The 19047-nt window shown below is 69.3% G+C and carries 17 protein-coding genes, 1 tRNA gene and 1 pseudogene; 7 read left to right on the top strand and 12 right to left on the bottom strand.

The window, feature by feature from the left end; all coding sequences use genetic code 11:
- Nucleotides 1–50: 50 nt before the first annotated feature.
- Together ACH4RC_RS03815 and ACH4RC_RS03810 are read right to left on the bottom strand one after the other, a co-directional pair.
- Nucleotides 51–1016, bottom strand: coding sequence for a D-2-hydroxyacid dehydrogenase family protein (locus tag ACH4RC_RS03815; protein WP_398194673.1), 966 nt, complete (start codon nt 1014–1016; stop codon nt 51–53).
- Nucleotides 1009–2334 (bottom strand): MFS transporter, encoded by a 1326-nt coding sequence (locus tag ACH4RC_RS03810; RefSeq protein ID WP_398194671.1) that lies wholly within the window; start codon nt 2332–2334, stop codon nt 1009–1011. Before ACH4RC_RS03810 ends, ACH4RC_RS03815 begins: the two co-directional genes overlap by 8 nt.
- A gap of 196 nt (nt 2335–2530) precedes the next feature.
- Between ACH4RC_RS03810 and ACH4RC_RS03805 the strand changes: the two genes are divergently transcribed.
- A complete protein-coding gene (locus ACH4RC_RS03805) occupies nt 2531–3163 on the top strand; it encodes a TetR/AcrR family transcriptional regulator (protein WP_398194668.1) in 633 nt (210 codons plus the stop codon).
- Nucleotides 3164–3569: 406 nt separating this feature from the next.
- On the opposite strand, the gene ACH4RC_RS03800 is transcribed toward ACH4RC_RS03805, so the two are convergent.
- Nucleotides 3570–4037, bottom strand: a complete 468-nt coding sequence (locus ACH4RC_RS03800) for a MarR family winged helix-turn-helix transcriptional regulator (RefSeq protein WP_398194666.1) — start codon at nt 4035–4037, stop codon at nt 3570–3572.
- Between the two features lie 102 nt (nt 4038–4139).
- Between ACH4RC_RS03800 and ACH4RC_RS03795 the strand changes: the two genes are divergently transcribed.
- Complete coding sequence (locus ACH4RC_RS03795) at nt 4140–5354, top strand: amidohydrolase family protein (protein WP_398194663.1); 1215 nt, start codon at nt 4140–4142, stop codon at nt 5352–5354.
- 291 nt (nt 5355–5645) lie between these two features.
- Here the strand turns inward: ACH4RC_RS03795 and ACH4RC_RS03790 are convergent, their stop codons facing one another.
- On the bottom strand, nt 5646–5873 hold the full coding sequence (locus ACH4RC_RS03790) for an integrase core domain-containing protein (RefSeq protein ID WP_398195698.1): 228 nt from the start codon (nt 5871–5873) through the stop codon (nt 5646–5648).
- A 130-nt stretch (nt 5874–6003) separates the two neighbouring features.
- On the opposite strand from ACH4RC_RS03790, the gene ACH4RC_RS03785 reads away from it, so the two are divergent.
- The 5 genes and pseudogenes from ACH4RC_RS03785 to ACH4RC_RS03765 all read left to right on the top strand — a co-directional run bounded on the left by ACH4RC_RS03785 (nt 6004) and on the right by ACH4RC_RS03765 (nt 10575).
- Complete coding sequence (locus ACH4RC_RS03785; RefSeq protein ID WP_398194661.1) at nt 6004–7533, top strand: ISL3 family transposase; 1530 nt, start codon at nt 6004–6006, stop codon at nt 7531–7533.
- A gap of 65 nt (nt 7534–7598) precedes the next feature.
- A pseudogene (locus ACH4RC_RS03780) lies at nt 7599–7893 on the top strand (RHS repeat-associated core domain-containing protein); the annotation flags it as partial.
- Between the two features lie 113 nt (nt 7894–8006).
- Nucleotides 8007–8666: a DNA/RNA non-specific endonuclease gene (locus ACH4RC_RS03775; RefSeq protein WP_398195695.1), complete on the top strand. Its 660-nt coding sequence runs from the start codon at nt 8007–8009 to the stop codon at nt 8664–8666.
- A gap of 12 nt (nt 8667–8678) precedes the next feature.
- A complete protein-coding gene (locus ACH4RC_RS03770; RefSeq protein ID WP_398194659.1) occupies nt 8679–9200 on the top strand; it encodes an SMI1/KNR4 family protein in 522 nt (173 codons plus the stop codon).
- A 766-nt stretch (nt 9201–9966) separates the two neighbouring features.
- On the top strand, nt 9967–10575 hold the full coding sequence (locus ACH4RC_RS03765) for a hypothetical protein (protein WP_398194657.1): 609 nt from the start codon (nt 9967–9969) through the stop codon (nt 10573–10575).
- A gap of 1404 nt (nt 10576–11979) precedes the next feature.
- On the opposite strand, the gene ACH4RC_RS03760 is transcribed toward ACH4RC_RS03765, so the two are convergent.
- The 8 genes from ACH4RC_RS03760 to tdh all read right to left on the bottom strand — a co-directional run bounded on the left by ACH4RC_RS03760 (nt 11980) and on the right by tdh (nt 18797).
- Nucleotides 11980–12053 (bottom strand) — tRNA-Pro (locus ACH4RC_RS03760).
- 108 nt (nt 12054–12161) lie between these two features.
- On the bottom strand, nt 12162–13598 hold the full coding sequence (locus ACH4RC_RS03755; RefSeq protein ID WP_398194655.1) for an MFS transporter: 1437 nt from the start codon (nt 13596–13598) through the stop codon (nt 12162–12164).
- A 106-nt stretch (nt 13599–13704) separates the two neighbouring features.
- Nucleotides 13705–14064, bottom strand: a complete 360-nt coding sequence (locus ACH4RC_RS03750) for an MmcQ/YjbR family DNA-binding protein (protein ID WP_398194652.1) — start codon at nt 14062–14064, stop codon at nt 13705–13707.
- A 68-nt stretch (nt 14065–14132) separates the two neighbouring features.
- A complete protein-coding gene (locus ACH4RC_RS03745) occupies nt 14133–15083 on the bottom strand; it encodes an alpha/beta fold hydrolase (protein WP_398194651.1) in 951 nt (316 codons plus the stop codon).
- A gap of 147 nt (nt 15084–15230) precedes the next feature.
- A complete protein-coding gene (locus ACH4RC_RS03740; RefSeq protein WP_398194648.1) occupies nt 15231–15449 on the bottom strand; it encodes a hypothetical protein in 219 nt (72 codons plus the stop codon).
- A 112-nt stretch (nt 15450–15561) separates the two neighbouring features.
- Entirely contained in the window at nt 15562–16473 is a 912-nt protein-coding gene (locus ACH4RC_RS03735) for a LysR family transcriptional regulator (protein WP_398194646.1), read from the bottom strand.
- 50 nt (nt 16474–16523) lie between these two features.
- Nucleotides 16524–17720, bottom strand: a complete 1197-nt coding sequence (locus ACH4RC_RS03730) for a glycine C-acetyltransferase (RefSeq protein WP_398194645.1) — start codon at nt 17718–17720, stop codon at nt 16524–16526.
- 48 nt (nt 17721–17768) lie between these two features.
- A complete protein-coding gene (tdh, locus tag ACH4RC_RS03725; protein WP_398194643.1) occupies nt 17769–18797 on the bottom strand; it encodes an L-threonine 3-dehydrogenase in 1029 nt (342 codons plus the stop codon).
- Nucleotides 18798–19047: the final 250 nt, after the last annotated feature.

Below are 19047 nucleotides of genomic sequence, written 5' to 3'. Positions count from 1 at the left end.
GGTGGGACGCTTTCCTTGTTCGTGCGGGGAAGTGGCGGGGCCTGGTCCGGTCACGGCGTGAGGACGCGGACCGGTTCGCCGGCGGCGTGGGCGAGGATGTCGTCGAGTGCGTCGCGGTAGAAGATTTCGTAGGCGCCGTCGGTCACGTAGCCCAGGTGTGGGGTGAGCACGGTGCGCGGAGCGTTGTGCCAAGGGGAATCGGCCGACAGCGGCTCGGTGTAATGGACGTCCAGGGCGGCTCCGCCCAGCGTTCCGGTGTGCAGCGCGGTCAGCAGGGCCTTCTCGTCGACGACGGGCGCGCGTGAGGTGTTGATGAGCAGCGCGTCCGGCCGCATCAGGGCGAGTTCCTCGGTGCCGATGAGGCCGACGGTGCGTGGGGAGAGCCGGACGTGCAGCGTCACCACGTCCGACGTGGTCAGCAGTTCTCGTTTGCCGACGGGTGTGACGCCCAGTGCTGTCGCGTGCCCGGGATCGAGGTGGGCGCTCCAGGCGACGACGTCCATGCCGAAGGCAAGCCCGACCCGGGCCACGCGACTGCCCACACCGCCAAGGCCGACGACGCCCAGGCGGGCGCCGTGCAAGTCACGCCCCACGGTCCGCTGCCAACCGCCGTCGCGCAGGTGACGCTCCTCCGCGGGGAGCGAACGGGTCAGGGCGTGCAGGAGCCCCCAGGTCAGTTCGGCCGTCGAGGTCAGTCCCGCGGCGCGGGTGCCGGACACCACGATGCCGCGCCGGGCGGCCGCGGCCATGTCGATGGCGGCGTTGGCCGGACCGGTGGTCACAAGGAGGCGCAGCTGCGGCAGCCTGTCGAGCACCTCGGCGGGGAAGGGGGTGCGCTCGCGCATGGCGACGACCACGTCGAACGGCTCCAGCGCGGCGATCACCTCTTCGGGCCCGCCCAAGTGCTCGTGGAAGAAGGTGAGTCGGGCGCCTTCTGGCAGGGAATGCCAGGCGGCGTACCGGTGTGCCGCGTGCTGGTGGTCGTCCAGGATCGCCACTCGGCGGATCTCAGGCATGGGTGGTCTCCTCCGTGTGTTCGCGGGCGGGGTCCGTGCGGACGCCAGAGGTGCGCCCCGCGTGGGCTTCTTCGTCGGCCTCCGGCGCGGCGAGCGGTTCCGCGGGGCTCGGGCGGAGGAGTTCCAGGGCCCAGATCGCGAGGCCGAGCAGCGCGATCACCGCTCCCAGCGCGGAGATTCCGGCCCAGCCCACGAGCGGATAGAGCGCGGCCGTCAGCGCGGAGGTGACGGTGCTGCCGGCGAAGGCGGAGACCATGAGCGCTGTGGTGACCCGGCTGCGTGCGTGTGGGACGCAGCGGTACAGGGCGCTCTGGTGGCTGATCAGCAGTGCCTGCTGTGCCAGGTTGAGCGCCACGATGCCGGCCATCAGCGCGCCCAGACCGAGCGGACCTCCCCGCCCGGCGAAGACGAGCACACCCCAGCTGCCCGTCAGCACGATCAGCCCGCCGGTCGTCACCTGGCGGCCGTGACCGCGGTCCGCCAGCCGGCCCGTCACCGACGCGGCGGCGGCCCCGACCACCCCGACAAGACCGAACAGGCCGATGATCGCCGGTCCGTACTCGTAGGCGGGCCCGGCCAGCAGGAACGACGACGCGGTCCACAGGACCGTGAAGCCGCCCATGCCGACCGCGGCCAGCGCCATGCGCCGGCGCAGCAGCGACTCGGTGCGCACCAGCGTCACCACCGAGCGCAGCAGTCGCGGATAGGGCGTCCTCGCGGTCGGCGGTACGCGAGGCAGCACCAGACGCAAGGTGATCGCCAGCACCACCATGACGCCCGCCGCGAAGACGAACACCAGCCGCCAGTTCCCGTATTCGGCCAGCGCCCCGGCGACGGTCCGCGCGAGCATGATGCCTATGAGCAGCCCGCTCATGACGGTGCCCACCACCGCGCCGCGTTCATGGTCGGCCGCCAGCGAAGCGGCCATCGGCACCACGATCTGCGCCACGGCCGAGGTTGCTCCCACCAGTGCCACCGAGGCGTACAGCGCGCCCAGCGATGGGGAGGCCGCCGCGCCCAGGAGAGCGATGGCGCTCAGAGCAAGCAGCCCGCTCACCAGCCGGCGCCGCTCCAGTACGTCACCCAGGGGTACCAGGAGTGCCAGCGAGAGCGCGTAGCCGATCTGTGAGGCGGTGACGATCAGCCCCCCGGCCCCCTCGGAGACTCCCAGCGCCTTGGAGACGACGGGCAGCAGTGGCTGCGCGTAGTAGATGTTGGCAACTGCCGCGCCGCACGTCACCGCCAGCAGAAGCACCATGGGGCGGCTCAGCGTGGAGCGGCCGCCTGTGCCGCCCTTACTGCATTCTGGATCGTTCATACCGGAATACTTGTCGCCACTCGGAGGGCCGGTCAAGCGATTCCAGATCGATCGATCCATAAGTGACCAGGGTCACCATGCGCGCTCACCGCCCCGGCGTCTCGGCGCGTGGCATTTTGTGGAGCGGTTGGTCCAATATGGGAGCTACGTAAGTGCTCCCACGCCGGAACGCTCGTCTTTCACGCAGGAGGTCCCTATGCCGTCGGCCGGCCGGCCCCGCGCCTTCGATACGGAGGCCGTACTGGAGGCTGCGATGCTGCTGTTCTGGGAGCAGGGTTACGAAGCGACCTCCCTGGCACAGTTGCGAGCCGCCACTGGGCTGTCATCCGCGAGCCTGTACGGCGCCTTCGGCTCGAAGGAAGGACTGTTCAAGCAGGTCGTCGAGCACTACGTGAAGGGGCCGGGCAGCGTCACCGACGTCATCGAGGACGAGACGGTCAGCCCACGAGAGGCCGTGAACAACCTGCTGCACCGCTCGATCGACATGCAGGCGGACTCGTCCCACCCCACCGGCTGCCTCATCGCACTGTCCGGCACGATGCGGGCACCGGGAGACGAGCACGCCGGGGTGTGCGCCACCGTCGCGGCACAACGTCAAGCGGACCGGGTGCGCATCAGGGCCTGCGTCGAGCGGGGCATCACCGCCGGTGAACTCTATGCCGACGTCGACGCCGACACGGTGACCACCATGATTCACAGCTTCCTTCTCGGCCTCTCCACACAGCTGCGTGACGGGGTGGCCGCGACGACTCTGCACAGCGCAGTCGACGCCCTACTGCCCAACTGGCGTCCCGACCGGAGCGCTCCACCCGAGCCCAACCGGCTCTGAGCCGTCGGCGGGCCGGGCCGCGGACCGGGAAGTCGAGGGCGCCGCGCGTTCCGGTAGGCCATGCCCAGCGGGGAGCGGGGTCCTTGCGCCCACGGGGCTTCGCCGCTCACCTCCCGACCCGAGGCGCGACCGAGCCGGAAGGGCGCGCTCGACCCAGCGGCCGAGCGGTGAGGCAGCGAGGGAAGCGGCGGCCAACAGAACCTCGGCGAACTGCTGGGCGCCGCGTTCGCCGCCTTCTCCACCCCGGCCGTCCAGCACCCGGACGCCCCGTCCTCGTAGGTACCGGCGCCTCGCCACACGGGTCGTTGAAAGAATGCGCTTCCGGCAACCTGAAGACGCAGGTCAAAGGGCTGGCGCGTCCGGTGTTCGGGTTCTCACGCCGGTCGTGGCATCGCCTACTGCTCGTTCAGTCGCGGCTTGTGGCCTGTTTCCTCGACCAGGCGGTGGCGTCGGCTCCGTATCGGGCCAGGAGGTGTGCGAACTGGATTCGCTCCTCCCGCGACCAGGCGGCGGTGATCTCCTGGAACGCCTCGCGCTGCTCTGCGGCGAAGCGGCTGCGTTCGGCCTCACCGTGCTCGGTGAGTTCGAGCACGGTACGACGCCCGTCGGCCTGGGACGCCGCCCGGCGCAGCAGCCCTTCCTCTATACAGGCGGCCACGGTCCGGCTGGCCACCGGCTGGGCGACACCCATCTCGGCGGCGAGACCTCCGACGGTCACCTCGCCCGGCGCATCGGCGATCACATTGAGCACGAGGTTGCGTGACAGGTCCTTGCTCGATGCCGGTGCGCGTCGCCGCAGACGTGACAGCGCCGGGCCGATCTGGTCCAGCGCCAGGTCATCGGAGGACTGCTCGGAGAAGGACGCGCTACTCATGTGCCCGAGTCTAGGCCCGGTCCGCACATTTGCATACCAGGTGACAAGTACATAGCATCCGGTATGTACTTTTGGACGAGCGACGAAACGAGGCGGACCGCTATGGCGTTCACCGCGATCACCAACGCGCAGATCTTCGACGGAGAGAAGTCGATAGGCGTGCAGACCGTCGTGATCGACGGCGGAAGGATCGCCCGCATCGGGGGCGACGCTCCTCAGGGCAGCGAGATCGTGGACGGCGGCGGCGCCACCCTGCTGCCGGGACTCATCGACGCCCACGTTCACTCCGCCCCGGGTTCCCTGGCGCTCGCCCTGCGGTTCGGGGTGACGACCGAACTGGAGATGCAGGGGATGAACACCCGGGAGAACCGGGGGCTCATCACCGACGACGACGCCCTGGCCGACGTGCGCTCTTCCGGCTTCGCCATCACCCCGCCGGGCGGTCACCCGAGCGAGCTGATGCCGGAAGGATTCCGGCCGAAGTGGGAGCTGCCCCCGGTGATGCCCCTGATGCCGTTCTCCACCACGCCCGAGGAAGCGGCAGCCTTCGTGCCTCAACTGCTCGGCCGCGGCTCGGACTTCATCAAGTTCATGATCGATGACGGCAGCGTGGAGGGGCACCCCGGGCTGCCCGCGCTCGACCAGGCCACCGTGAACGCCGGGGTGGCCGAGGCCAAGAAGTACGGCGCCCTCACCGTGGCCCACGCACTGACCGTGGACGCCACCAGGATGGCCGCCGAAGCCGGCATCGACGGCCTCACCCACGTGTTCATGGACCAGCCGCACACCGCCGAGATCATCAGCGCCATCAAGGACGCGGGCATGTTCGTCATCCCCTGCATCACTCTCAACGCCTCGATGATGGGGATCACCGGCGGCGAACTCGCCGACGACCCCAGGGTCGCCGCACGCCTCGACAGCAAGTGGGACCAGACCCTGCGCTCCAGCTACAACCGCTACCCGCAGGGCAAGCTCGACGACGTGTACGACACCGTGCGCGCTCTGGACGCCGCCGGCGTCGACGTGCTGGCCGGCACCGACGCCTCCATGCCCGAGACGTTCTTCGGGGGCCTGGCACACGGAGCAAGCCTGCACCACGAACTGCAGTACCTCGTGGCAGCCGGCTTCACACCCGCACGCGCCCTGCGCGCCGCCACAGCCACCACGGCCCGGCGCTTCCGCCTCAGCGACCGGGGCCGCATCGCCGAGGGACTCCGCGCCGACCTCCTCCTGGTCGACGGCGACCCGACGAGCGACATCAGCGACACCCTCAACACCCGCGCCATCTGGCGTCGCGGCACCCGCCTGGCAGCATGACCCCAGCACTACCCCCAAGGGAGATGGCAGGCCGCTCCCTCTGGTGCAGGCCCGGGGTGCGCAGGACCAGACCGGCGAAAACCCCAACGCCGTTGCGGCCCTCCAGATCCAGGAGCTGCTGCGGCGGGCACGGCAACGTCGACCACGGGCCTGGAGGGGCCTGTGCCGCTCGAACATGCGATTCAGTGGTGCGTGCTGCGGCGATGCCGTTCCATCAGGCGGCGTGGTGGTACTCGTTGATCAAGCCCCCCAGGACGGACCGTCCCCGGATCCCGTGGGTCTGGAGGTCGGTCACGGTGGCCGGGGCGGGTGATTCGGGCCTGTCCGGAGGCAGTTGCTGCCGGGATTGATGGGGCGGTGCCGGTTGTAGTGCCGGATGTACTGGGTCATTACTGCCACGGCGTGGGCCTCGTTGTAGATCAGGATCCGGTCGAGTACCTCGCGGCGGAGGGTACCCGCGACTCTCTCGCAGATCGCGTTGGCCCTCGATGCCCGGGGCGGACTGAGCAGGATCTCCACGTCGTCGGCCTTGAAGACTGCTTCGAAGGTGGGGACTGTCAAACGAGCGGCTCTGCCAAGATTTTCGTAGCCGGTGATCGTCGGTCTTGGCAGGGCGTGACAGCGCAGTCGGATAGCAGGACGCTGGGCAGTGTCCGACGAACTCCTTCTGTTGCTCCTGCCTCAACTGCAGCGCGTGGACGTCGGATCGGTCGTCGTCGACGGCGATACGGTCGTCATCACCGCGCGCACGCGTGATGGCCCAGCCAACTGCACCGGCTGTGGGCGGCCTTCGGACTGGCAGCACAGCCGCTACCTGCGGCATGTCGCCGACGAGGCGGTCGGCGGCCGACCGGTACGGATCGATCTGTCGGTCCGTCGGCTGTACTGCGAGAACACCGACTGCCCGAAGACGACGTTCGCCGAGCAGATTACGGGTCTGACCACCCGGTATCAGCGGCGGACTCCCGCGCTGCAGACGGTGGTCGCCGAGGTCGCCCGGGCGCTGGCCGGGAAGGCCGGGGCCCGGCTGCTCGGACAGCTGCACCAGACGCTGAGCTGCGCGACCGTGCTGGCCTGGCTGTTACGGATCGATTTACCCGAACCGGTGGTGCCCGCGGTCCTCGGGGTCGACGACTTCGCGTTGCGGCGCTCGCGCCGGTACGCCACGATCCTGATCGACGCCGTCACCCGGGAGCGGATCGACGTACTGGCCGACCGCAATGCCGACACGCTCGCCGACTGGCTGCGCACGCATCCTGGCGTGCTGGTGGTGTGCAGGGACGGCTCGGCCACTTACGCCCAGGCCATCACCGACGCGCTGCCCGAGGCGATCCAGGTCGCCGACCGCTGGCACCTGTGGCACAACCTCACCGAGGCCGTGCGCCGCGAGGTCCACGCCCACGCCTCCTGCTGGGCGAAGAGCGGTCCGCCACCGCAGTCTCAAGGTCGCGAGGAGACGACCCGCGAACGCTGGCGCAAGATCCACGGTCTTCTCGACCAGGGCGTGGGCCTGCTCGAATGTGCCAGGCGACTCCAACTCGCCCTCAACACCGTCAAGCGTTACGCCCGGGCCGCCGAGCCCGAACGCCTGGTCAAGGCCCCGCAGTACCGGCCCTGCCTGGTCGACCCCTTCCGCGAGCACCTACGCCGACGCCGCGAGGAGGAGCCCGCTGTCTTCGTCACCGAACTCCTCGACGAGATCAAGGAGATGGGCTACCGCGGCAGCCGGAATCTGCTCTACAAGTACATCAACCAGGGGCGCGTCGAGGCCGACCGAACCGCCGTCTCACCGAAACGCCTGGCCCGCTTGCTGTGCACCTCACCCGACTACCTCAAGGACAAGGACCGCGCACTCCTTAGTCCCCTGGTCGCAAGCTGCCCGGAGATGACCGCCCTGGCCTCACACATCCGTACCTTCGCCGGCCTGCTCACCCCCGACGCCGACAACGCCGAGCATCTTCGGGACTGGACCGCTGCCGTCCGCGAGGACGACCTTCCCCACCTGCACGCCTTCACTCGCGGCCTCGAACGGGACCAGGACGCCGTGAACAACGCCCTCACCCTCCCCTTCCACAACGGCGGCGCCGAAGGCGTCAACACGAAAACGAAACTGATCAAGCGGCAGATGTACGGGCGGGCAGGCTTCCGCCTCCTCCGCCACCGCATCCTCATCAACTGATCACGGAGCACAGCCGATCACCGGCTACGAAAATCTTGGCAGAGCCGAACGTCTTACAGTCCCCCTACGGCGGCAACGACGACTCCGAGTTCACCGGCATCGACAAGCCCGACACCACCGACCCGACCAAGGAGGACTACAACCCCTACCGCTTCAACGCCAAGCGATGGGACGCCCAGTCCGGGACCTACGACATGGGCTTCCGCGACTACAACCCGGGGCTCAACCGCTTCACCACCCGGGACATGTACAACGGCGCCCTCGCCGACATGAACCTCGGTGCCGACCCCTACACCGGCAACCGATACGCCTTCGCCGGCGGCAACCCTGTGTCTGCGGTGGAGCTCGACGGCCACTTCGCCATCGCACTGGGTGTGTTGGCGGTGGCGGCTTTGGCCACGGCCCTGTACGCCGCGACTCCGCAGGGCCAACAGAATCTGCGGGACGCCAGCGAGGCATTCGGCGACCTGCTGATGCCATCTGCCGACGAAGCCAGTTCGTCCGACTCGGACAACGAGCCGGACACGGGACCGACCCCATCGCCCACTCCGGGTCCCATGCCGAGGCCCCAGCCTCGGACGGACGGTGACGACGACTCCTCCTGCAACACCATGCCCCTGTTCGACGGAGGTCGGATCTACGGAGGCTTGGAGGAGTACACCAATCACCAGGGACAGAAGGGCTGCCGGGCCACGGGCGCGATGGCTTTTCTCACGAAAAGCGATCGCAGGTCACGGACAGGGGCACAGGGACTGCCAAAGTGCCCGGAATGCGAGCCTTCGGTCGAGCCAGAAGGAATGGGAGAAATCGCAGCCGGTGGCGGACAGCCGCAAGCCGGCCACCTGATAGGTTATTTGGGCAAGGGCACTGGTGCGGATACCCGAAATCTGGTCGCCGTGCACCGGCGGGCAAATGCGAGAATGGCCAGCAAGGTGGAGCGATTCGGCTGGCAGGCATTGAACTCGGGTAACCAACTGTTCATGTCGGTCACCCCCGTCTACGGGGACCCTCGTTCGGCCGTGCCCACATCGGTTCAGGTCGGGATGACGGTCTACAACGGGGACGGGCAGATCAAAGACTCGTTCTCGTGCACGGCGGTCAACTCGAAGACCGGATTCGGCTCGACTTGCTAGAAGGGATCTGAGTTGTCCACGCTTGCGGAGATCTCGCCATTGTTGGGGGAGCCTCAGTTCAACTGGTCGGACCCCACTCCATGGAATGAGCTCGAACAGGAACTCGGCATGGTCTTCCCGGACGACTTCCGACAGATCGTGGACGCCTACGGTTCGATCTCGATCAATGGGCAGCTGTACTTGAGCCACCCGGCACGTCACCTCCAGCACAACCTGGGTGAAGAGATCAGAGGCGATCTCGAACTCTGGCGCGAGGACGACATGATCGAGTTTCTGCCCAGTCCGGTGGGGGTGAATCCCGGGCAATTGATGCCGGTGGCAGCCGCCATGACGGGAGAGACGGTATTTCTCCGCATTCCCGACGGGCCGTCGTCTCCTTGGCGTGTACTGGTACAGGAATTCGACAGCTTCTCCTGGGTCCTTCACGAGATGACGTTCGGCGAGTGGCTGCTGGCGTACCTCAGGGGCGAGGACGTGACCGTTTGTTCTCGGAACCTCACGTCTGGAGGGCCTACTTGGGAGTTCCTCCCATAGGGCTTGGCTGTTTCCCCGGATGAGGGACATCGGACGCGGCCTCTGCTGATCACAAAGAGGGGCCGCGTCCACGTCTCTGCGAACGCCCGGCCATGGAGACTGTGCTACCAGGGCTGGTAGCGCAGCGTCTCAAGGTTCCACGGCGCATCAACTGGCGACGGTGCGGGGAAGACGCAAGGGCTCCGGGGCGCAACGGACATGAGCAGGAATCGCCCGCTCTCCCGGCGGTGGGCACGCTGAACTCCGACCGGCTCTGAGCCAGGCCACAGGCACATCCGCGCAAGCCCCACGTATTTGACCGATCTGTCCCCACGCTTGCGAAAGAGCCCCTTGCCTGTTGTATAACCACGGCCTCCGACTCAACTCCCGCTTGTCGAAAGGCCGTTTCGTGCTGCCCAGAACACGTTCGCGCTCGCGTATACACAGATCCGCCGTCGCCACCGCAGGGGCACTGTTCCTCGTCTCGGGCTGTGGGGGCAGTGCCGACGGCGACGGTGACGGCTCGGCGGCTGCTGTCGTGTCGCCCGGGGTCGAGGGGGACCGTGTCGACTCGTCGCCGGAAGGGTCCGGCTCCCCCTCGGCTTCTCCTTCCGCATCTGCGTCGGCCGGCAGGTCGGCCGCGCCTTACGCTGCACGGGACGCGGTGAAGTCGCCTTCCGCACACGCGAGCCGGGCGGACGCGGACGCCGCGACGCCCGGCTCGGCGCCGCGCGGAACGTCGGCCCCTGCCGCCGTACCGGCCCCGAACTTCCCCGTCCTCGTCACCGTGGGCAACGCCACCCAGGTCATCACCGTGAAGTCCAGCGGCTCGTACGCCACCGTGACCGCCTGGGCGAAGGGGACCAGCGGCTGGAAATCCGTGCTGTCCACGACCGCCGGCCGCGTCGGGTCCAACGGGGTCGTCGACGGTGCGACACGGCGGCAAAACACATACACCACGCCCTCCGGCACCTACACCCTCACCGAGGGCTTCGGGGTCGAGGCGGGCGGCACCAACATGCCCTATACACGCCTGAACTCGAGCCACTGGTGGGTCGAGGACCCCGAATCGAAATACTACAACTCGATGCACAGCGCGTCCGGCGTCGACTTCCCGCTCACCGAAAGCGGCGACCGTGGCAGCGAGCACCTCATCGACCACCCGACGCAGTACGCCAAGGCGCTCGTCATCAACTTCAACCGCTGGCCCGCCACGCCGGGCCGCGGCGCGGGCCTTCCTTCACGTCAACGGGGCCGGGTCGACCGCCGGTTGCGTGTCGGTGCCGCGCGCCACGATGGACCGGATCATGGGATGGATTCAGCCGGGGGCGCATCCTCGGATCGCCATCGGGTGATCAGGCTCCCTCCCGGAGCGGCCGGGCCGGCGCGGGTGTGAGCCCGGGTCGTGCGCGCGGAACGCCGGGCGACTCCCGAGTGACGGGAAAGTCGTACGCGCTCCGCGATCTCGCCGTGCGAAGCGACATGACAGAAGCCTGTGATGCCTGAGTGCACTCGCCCGCTGACCTATTGAAAGGGGTGGGTGCACATCATGTCTGAGGCCGGGACACAAGCGTGCGACATGCGGCGGCAGGGGGGCTTGCTGTTCGGGCTCGGGGCCTACGTGACGGAGGTGCTCGCCCGGCGGGCCGGTGCCGTGTGGGTGGACTTCGACGAGGGGCAGGGCCCACTTCGGGCAGCCCGTGGGCATACGGATGCCGGAGGGGCGGGTCTGGAACCGGTTGGGGAAGGTCATGAACCGGTATGAGCGCGGGGCCGAGGAGTCGTTGCAGATGTTTTGTCGGGCGCTGCCGGAACGGGAACGCGCATGCGCCGCGCTGTGACGGAACAGAGCACACGCTCCGGCGGCCTGTCCCCGCGCAGATCACCGAACTGCCGACCGCCGACGGCTCGATGTTCGCCGTCTGACCGCAGCCGCCCGCAGAAACCGGGGCAACCCGCACCCCGCTAGGCAAAGCCGCAGGTCAGAGCCCCTTTTCCGCAGGCTCCAGAATCGCCACGCACTCCACATGATGCGTCATCGGAAAAACATCGACTCGGCAGCCAAGCCCCCTACCTCCTTGGCACGGCGTTCCGATGACTCACTCTCGACCGCGGCGAGTGCCGGACGCTCAACCGGAGAACCCTCTTCATGTCGCGCTCACCGTTCTCACGCGCACAGCGTCCCGACACCACCCCCTGAACCTCAGCCCCGCGTCGCGTCGTCCACTCGCCACCGGACCCGCGCCGCAATCTGATCGGACGCGGAGTCGATAGGACACGCCGGATGTGCTGCACAGAACAGCGAGTCCGGCATTACAGCGCCGAAGGCCCCGTCACAGCCTCGGCGCGCTGATCGCCAGACCGCCGACCCACTCCCAACCGCGTTCAACATCTCCATGCGTCACGCAACAGCCGTCCCCGAAAACCGGCATTCCACCCACTCGAAATCGGAACTGGGGTCAAGATTTCGCACGCCCCCATAACCCAGATTCCGGACATGGTGTCGCCGCTCCCGACCCCGCTCCCATTGGGAGCAACCCCCACCAGCAGCAAGAGCGCCAGCCCATAACCAGAAACCCACCCATACGACGGGGAGCCACAGGTCACAAACCGGGCACGGATGTGAACGCCCGCGCAAGGAATCGAATATGTGTGCATCCGTGCGAGTGGGAGCAAACAGGCAAGGGGACAGTGGGAGCACGCTCCCACTCGCCACGCTCCCCCTGGGAGCGTGGGAGCAACAGAAAAAGGGCCGTTCGAAAACGGCCCTTCACCTGCGACGTTCGATCGTTCGAACTTGTCGGGACGACAGGATTTGAACCTGCGACCCCTTGACCCCCAGTCAAGTGCGCTACCAAGCTGCGCCACGTCCCGATACCCGCTGACCTGGGCTTTCCCCCTGGCCGAACGTGCACAGAAACCATACCGCACTCGGGGGCGTGGTCGCGCATCGCTGTGGGGTGGGGCGGCGGTGGGGATGGGTCAGGGGGTTCTCGGTCGCGCCGCGCGTTGGGCGGGGTCCCTGGTGGTGGGGAGGGAGGAATGCACGGGTGCGGTGTCCGCTCGGGGGAGGTTTCTGATCGGGGGGATCGCGAGGAGGGCTGTGGCGCAGGCCACCGTTACCAGGCCGCCTGTCAGTAGGACGTGGTGGATGCCGAACGCGTTCGACGCCGGGCCTGCCAGTGCCTGGCCCACCGGGGCCATGGCCAGGGAGCCCGCCACGTCATAGGCGTGGATGCGGTTCAGGACGTCGTGGGGGACCTGGGTCTGGACGCTGGTTGCCCACATCACGCCCCAGAACGACGTGCCCGCGCCCGCCACCGCGCAGCCCGCCATCATCCCCGGTACGCCGAGGCCCGCGCCGACCGATGCGGGGAACAGGGCGAAGCCGAACAAAGCTATGGAGCCGGCGCGGAGCATGCGGCGGGGGCGTAGGCGCAGGGCGATCAGGCCGCCGATGACGGTGCCCGCGCCCAGTGCCGAGTTCACCAGGCCGTACACGCGTGGTCCGTGTTCCTGCGTGACCTGCGTGGCGACCAGCGGGATCGCCGGGCCCGACGCGCCGATCATCAAGAAGCACCAGACCGCGATCACGCCCCACAGCCACGGGCGCGAGCGGAATTCGCGCCAGCCCTGGGTCAGGTCGACACGGAAGCCGCTGTCGGCCGGGCGGACGGTTTCGAGTGGTGGCTTCGGGAGGCGTAGGAGGAGTAGGCAGAGTGCGCTCAAGGCGTATGTGGCCGCGTGTGCGGCGAAGACCATGCCCGGTGACGCGAAGGCTACGAGCAGGCCCGCCACCGCGGGGCCCGCCAGCTGCGAGCCGGATTCGGCGACTCGGATCGCGCCGTTCGCCGCCTGTACGTCGGTCGCCAGACGGGGCACCGTGCTGGCCACGCCGGGCTGGAAGAGTGCGGACGCCGCACCGTTCAGGGCGCCTATGACGCATATCTGCCAGAGCACCACGTGGCCCGTGAAGAACATCGCCGCGGCCAGGGACTGGGTGAGGAGGCGGGTCGCGTCGGCGCCGATCATGAGCCAGCGGGTGCTGAAGCGGTCCGCGAAGACTCCGCCGAAGATGACGAGCCCGGCGAAACAGGCTACGGACGACGCCATCGCCAGACCGACCGCGCCCGCGCCGTACCCGTACTGCAGCAGACCCGCGGCCAGCGCCACGGGCAGCATCGTGTCACCCAGTTTGGCCACGGCCCGCGCCGTGAAGAACAGGCCGAAGTCGCGGGACCAGATGCCGATACCGATACCGATACCCCTGCCCTTATCCGTACCCGTACCCGTATTGCTATCGGTACCGGGGGGTCGAGGAGCGGCGGCTTCGGCCTTCCCCGACTGGTCGCAGCCTCTCGCGCCTTCCCCGGTCTTCCCGGTCCCCGCCGCGTCGCCCGCCTCCCCCGCCCCCGTCATGCCCGTCCGTCCCCTCGTAGCGCCACGTCCTCGTCATGTCGGCGGATGTCGCGGCCCGCCGCACCGGCGGATCATGCCATGTGCACGCGCTCCGCCCCAGGCGATTTCAGTCCATGGGCGGCGCACCCAACTCCGGGTGTGCGTCCAGGAGTCGGGGCGGGGCCGCCTGGCGCCAGGAGTCGGTGAGGATCACCCGGAGTTCGTCCGTGTCGTCGAGGGCCGACAGCCGGGCGCGGACCCAGGCGGAGTACGCCTCGTGCTCCGCCACCCAGAACTTGTCCGGCTCGGCCATGACCAGCTCGTCGCGCTCCACCTTCGGGCAGCGCACAGCGATCGACGTCTCCTCCGCGGGCAGCGTGATGAACATCTTCCCCGCGACCCGGAACGTCGGCATCGACCAGGCGGTCTTCTCCGTCGTCTCCGGCAGTGACAGGGCGATGGTGCGTACATCCTCGGCGTCCGGCATGAGGAGCACCGTAACCAAGGGCACTGACATCGGCCGATCACAGCGCCCCGGCCAAGGCAGGCGCCCGGCTACGGCACCCTTTTGTCCAGCCAGCCCAGCAGATCCGCCTGCACCTCATCCCGGTTCGTCTCGTTCAGGATTTCGTGACGGGCGCCCTCGTAACCGCGCCAGGTCAGATCGGTGACACCGGCGTAGCGGAAGTCCTCGAGGAGTTCGTGGACGAGGGTCATGCGCTGGTTGCAGGGGTCCTCGGTGCCCACCGCCACGTGGATGGGGAGGTCGGCGGGGATGCGGGCCAGGTTCGCCGGGTCGTTGATGCGGCGGACGGCGCGGACCCAGTCCAGGGTGAGGCCCGCCGCGAAGGGGAAGCCGCAGCGCTCGTCGGCCACGTACGCGTCGACCTCCGCCTCGTCCCGCGACAGCCATTCGAAGCCGGTGCGGTGCTCGTACGGGTCGTTGAAGGAGGCGAAGAGGTCGGTGACGTAGGAGGAGGGTGCGGCGCGGCCCGCGCGGGCGATGGCCTCCTCCAGGGCCGCGATCGAGCCCTCGGTGTCCGAGCCGGGCAGCGAGCGGAACGTTCCCGAGAGGATCAGGCCGACCAGGTCGTCCGCGTGCCGCTGCGCGTATTCGCGGGCGAGGAGCGAGCCGAGGCTGTGGCCGAGCAGGACGAAGGGCACGTCCGGGTTGAGGGCCCGCGCCTGGTCGCCGATGGCCTTGAGGTCCTCGACGATCGCGATCCAGGCGTCGACCGTGCCGGGCTCGGCGTCGTCCGTCACACCGTAGCCGCCCGTGCTCGGCGCCGTCGCGCCGTGGCCGCGGTGGTCGGAGGCGATGACGCCGTAGCCCTGCGCGGTCAGGTGGCGGGCGAAGCGGTCGTAGCGCAGGCCGTGCTCGGCGGCGCCGTGCGCGATCTGCACGAACGCGCGCGGCCTGGCTGCCTCGGGCAGCCAGGTGTACGTGGCCACGGTCGCGCCGTCGCCGGTGCTCAGCACGCTGGTGGTGTACGCGGGGTCGGTCATGGGGCGGCTCCTGGTCCCGGGCTGCAGTTTGTGGGGCACGGTCGCGGACGGGCGGGCGCCCTCCGTGCTCGTACGCGTTCCATGCCCGTACGTGTTCCATGCACATTCGGGGCCGTGCGCGTACTCCTCCGCTCTCACACCTGCCGATCAGACGCGCCGAGCTGTGCACCATGCACCATGCACCATCGACATCAGCACCTCGGCCCGGTGGCAGTCGGTGGCCTTGTCGCTGCGCGCCAGGGGGATCGCGCCGACGCAACGGGCCGAGGTCCCGGTCCCGTCCTCGGCGATCCACACGGTCAGGTCGCCGCGCTCGACGGCGGGCCTTCGCTCGTGCCACAGGCCGAGGGAGCTGCCGCCGTTCACCGTGTCCGCGAGCAGACCGCCCGGATCAGCCGCACCTTAAGCCCGGCGAAGCCCAGCCCAGCCAAACCCGGCGAAGCCCAACCCGACCAAACCCGGCGAAGCCCAGCTCGGCTCAGCTGCCCGCCGCCTCCCCCAGCGCCTCGATCACCGGCCGGATCAGCGGATGCGTCTCCGCCCCGTGCCGCACCGCCGCGAACACCTTCCGCGTGGGCGCCACCCCTTCGATCGGGCGGACGACGGCCTCGCTCAGGTCCATGCCGACCAGCGCCGAGCGCGGTACGAGGGCCACGCCCGCGCCCGCAGAGGCGAGGGCGACGACCGCGCGGAAATCGTCGGAGAGGTGCTCGAACTGCGGGGAGAAACCGGCGTGTTCGCAGGCCAGGACGACCACGTCGTGGCAGGGGTTGCCGGGGTACGGGCCGATCCAGGTGTCCTTCGCCAGTTCGGCCACCGGCACGAGCGGTACGCGGTCGGCGTCGGCCAGGCGGTGGGAGACCGGGAGCACCGCGTCGAAGGGTTCCGCATAGAGGGGGACCCTGGTGATCCGGTCGTCGTCGGCGCCCGGGGCGCCCCGGTACTCGACGGCGACGGCTACGTCGATCCGGCGGTCGAGCAGCATCGGCAGGCTCGCGTCGCCCTCGGCGTCCTGGACACGGACGCGGATGCCGGGCGCGGTGTGCGCGAGGCGGGCCAGGGCCGGGCCGACCACCAGGCCGATCCCCGTGGCGAAGGAGGCGAGTGTCACCGTGCCCGCCTCGCCGGTGCTGTACGCGGCGAGCTCCGCCTCGGCGCGCTCCAGCTGGGCGAGGACCGCGTTGGTGTGGGTGAGCAGGATCTCGCCCGCGGCGGTGAGCCGGACGCCGCGGGCGCCGCGCTCGACCAGCTTGTGGCCCGTCTCCTGCTCCAGGGCGGTGAGCTGCTGGGAGACCGCGGACGGGGTGAGGTACAGCGCGGCGGCAGCCGCCGTCACCGTGCGGTGGTCGGCCACCGCACGGAGGATGTGCAGCCGCCGCGCTTCGATCATGTCCTGATTATCCCAAACCGGTCGGAGTGCCCGTCACCGGCCGGGGTAGGTCAGCCCAGCTCCGCCCGCGCCGCCACGAACGCGTCCACCGCCCGGTTCACGTCCTCGGTCGAGTGCGCCGCCGACAGCTGGACGCGGATACGCGCCTGGCCCTGCGGCACGACCGGGTACGAGAAGCCGATCACGTACACGCCGCGCTCCAGGAGCAGCTCGGCCATCCGGGCCGCCACCGCCGCGTCGCCGATCATGACGGGGGCGATCGCGTGGTCGCCGGGCAGGATGTCGAAGCCCTCCGCCGTCATCCTCGTACGGAACAGCTTGGTGTTGGCGGCGAGGCGTTCGCGCAGGTCACCGGCGGATTCCAGGAGGTCGAGGACCTTCAGGGAGGCGGCGGCGATGACCGGGGCGAGGCTGTTGGAGAAGAGGTACGGGCGCGAGCGCTGGCGCAGCAGGGCGACGATCTCGGCGCGGGCCGCGACGTAGCCGCCGGAGGCGCCGCCGAGCGCCTTGCCCAGGGTGCCGGTGATGATGTCGACGCGGTCCATGACGCCGTGCAGCTCGGGGGTGCCGCGACCGCCGGGGCCGACGAAGCCGACGGCGTGCGAGTCGTCGACCATGACCATGGCGCCGTGGCGCTCGGCGAGGTCGCAGATGTCGGCGAGCGGCGCCACGTAGCCGTCCATGGAGAAGACGCCGTCGGTGACGATCAGCTTGCGGCGGGCGCCCGCCTCGTCCGCCGCCTTCAGCCGGGCTTCGAGGTCGGCCATGTCGCGGTTGGCGTACCGGAAGCGCTTGGCCTTGCTGAGCCGGATGCCGTCGATGATGGAGGCGTGGTTGAGGGCGTCGGAGATCACCGCGTCCTCGGCGCCGAGGAGGGTCTCGAAGACGCCGCCGTTGGCGTCGAAGCAGGAGGAGTAGAGGATCGTGTCCTCCTGGCCGAGGAACGCGGAAAGCCGCGCCTCCAGCTCCTTGTGCACCTCCTGCGTGCCGCAGATGAAGCGGACGGATGCCATGCCGTAGCCCCAGCGGTCGAGGGCGGCGTGGCCCGCGGCGACGACCTCGGGGTGGTCGGCGAGGCCGAGGTAGTTGTTGGCGCAGAAGTTGAGCACCTCGCCGGGGCGGCCGCCCGCCGTCACGCCGACGGTGGCGGACTGCGGGGTGCCGATGACCCGCTCGGGCTTGTGCAGGCCCGCGGCGACGATCTCGTCGAGAGTGGCCTGGAGGTCTGCGCGTACGTTGTCGAACATGCCGTAAGTCCTTAAAGTCCGGAAGCCCTGGGGGAAAGATGCCGGTGTTCAGACGGTCCAGTCGAGGATGACCTTGCCGCCGCGGCCGCTCGCCGCGTCGTCGAAGGCCGCGTCGAACTCGGTGTACGCGTAGCGGCCGGTGATCACCGGGGCGAGGTCGAGGCCGCCTTCGAGGAGGACCGACATCGCGTACCACGTCTCGAACATCTCGCGGCCGTAGATGCCCTTGATGGTGATCATCGAGGTGACGATGCGGGCCCAGTCGACGGCGAACTCCTGCGAGGGCAGGCCGAGCATGGCGATCTTGCCGCCGTGAGTCATGTTGGCGAGCATGTCGCGCATCGCGACGGGGTTGCCGGACATCTCCAGGCCGATGTCGAAACCCTCGCGCAGGCCGAGCGTGCGCTGGCCGTCGGCGATGGAGGAGCCGGCGACGTTCAGGGCGAGGCTTACGCCGATCTTGCGGGCCAGTTCCAGGCGCTCCTCGCTGACGTCGGTGATCACGACATTGCGGGCGCCCGCGTGCTTGGCGACCGCGGCGGCCATCAGACCGATCGGCCCCGCGCCCGTGATCAGGACGTCCTCGCCGACGAGCGGGAAGGACAGGGCGGTGTGCACGGCGTTGCCGAACGGGTCGAAGATCGCCGCCACGTCGAGGTCGACGGGGACGCGGTGCACCCACACGTTCGAGGCGGGCAGCACGACGTACTCGGCGAACGCGCCGTCGCGGCCGACGCCGAGGCCGACCGTCGCCCGGCACAGGTGGCGGCGCCCGGCGAGGCAGTTGCGGCACTTGCCGCACACCAGGTGGCCCTCGCCGCTGACCGTGTCGCCGACGGCTATGTCGGCGACGGCACCGCCGGTCTCCACGACCTCGCCGACGAACTCGTGGCCGAGGACGAGCGGCGCGCTGACGGCCGACCGCGCCCACCCGTCCCAGCTGCGGATGTGCAGGTCGGTGCCGCAGATCCCGGTCCGCTTGACCTTGATCAGTACGTCGCCGGGGCCGACGGACGGCTCCGGCACGTCCATCAGCCGGAGTCCCGGTTCGGCCTTCTCCTTGACCAGTGCCTTCAACGGCTCGGCTCCTGTCGTGGCGTCTGTGGTGGTGTTTGTGCTGACGTCTGTGGTGACGTCTGTGCTGGCGTCTGTCGTGGCGTCGTACCGCACGCGGGCACGGCGAAGCGGCCCGCCGGCTGCGGAAGGTACGAAAAAGTCTGGGGCGGCGATCGATCCGATCGCCGCCCCAGACTCTTCCGTACCGCGCCGCCCCAGGTCCATCGAGGTTTTCTTAACCGGCGCCGCAGCTTTCCTACAGACCGGCCGG

Origin of the sequence: Streptomyces sp. NPDC016845, from assembly GCF_044332585.1 — a bacterium.
Taxonomy (GTDB): domain Bacteria; phylum Actinomycetota; class Actinomycetes; order Streptomycetales; family Streptomycetaceae; genus Streptomyces.
This window is presented reverse-complemented; position numbering and strand designations above follow the sequence as displayed.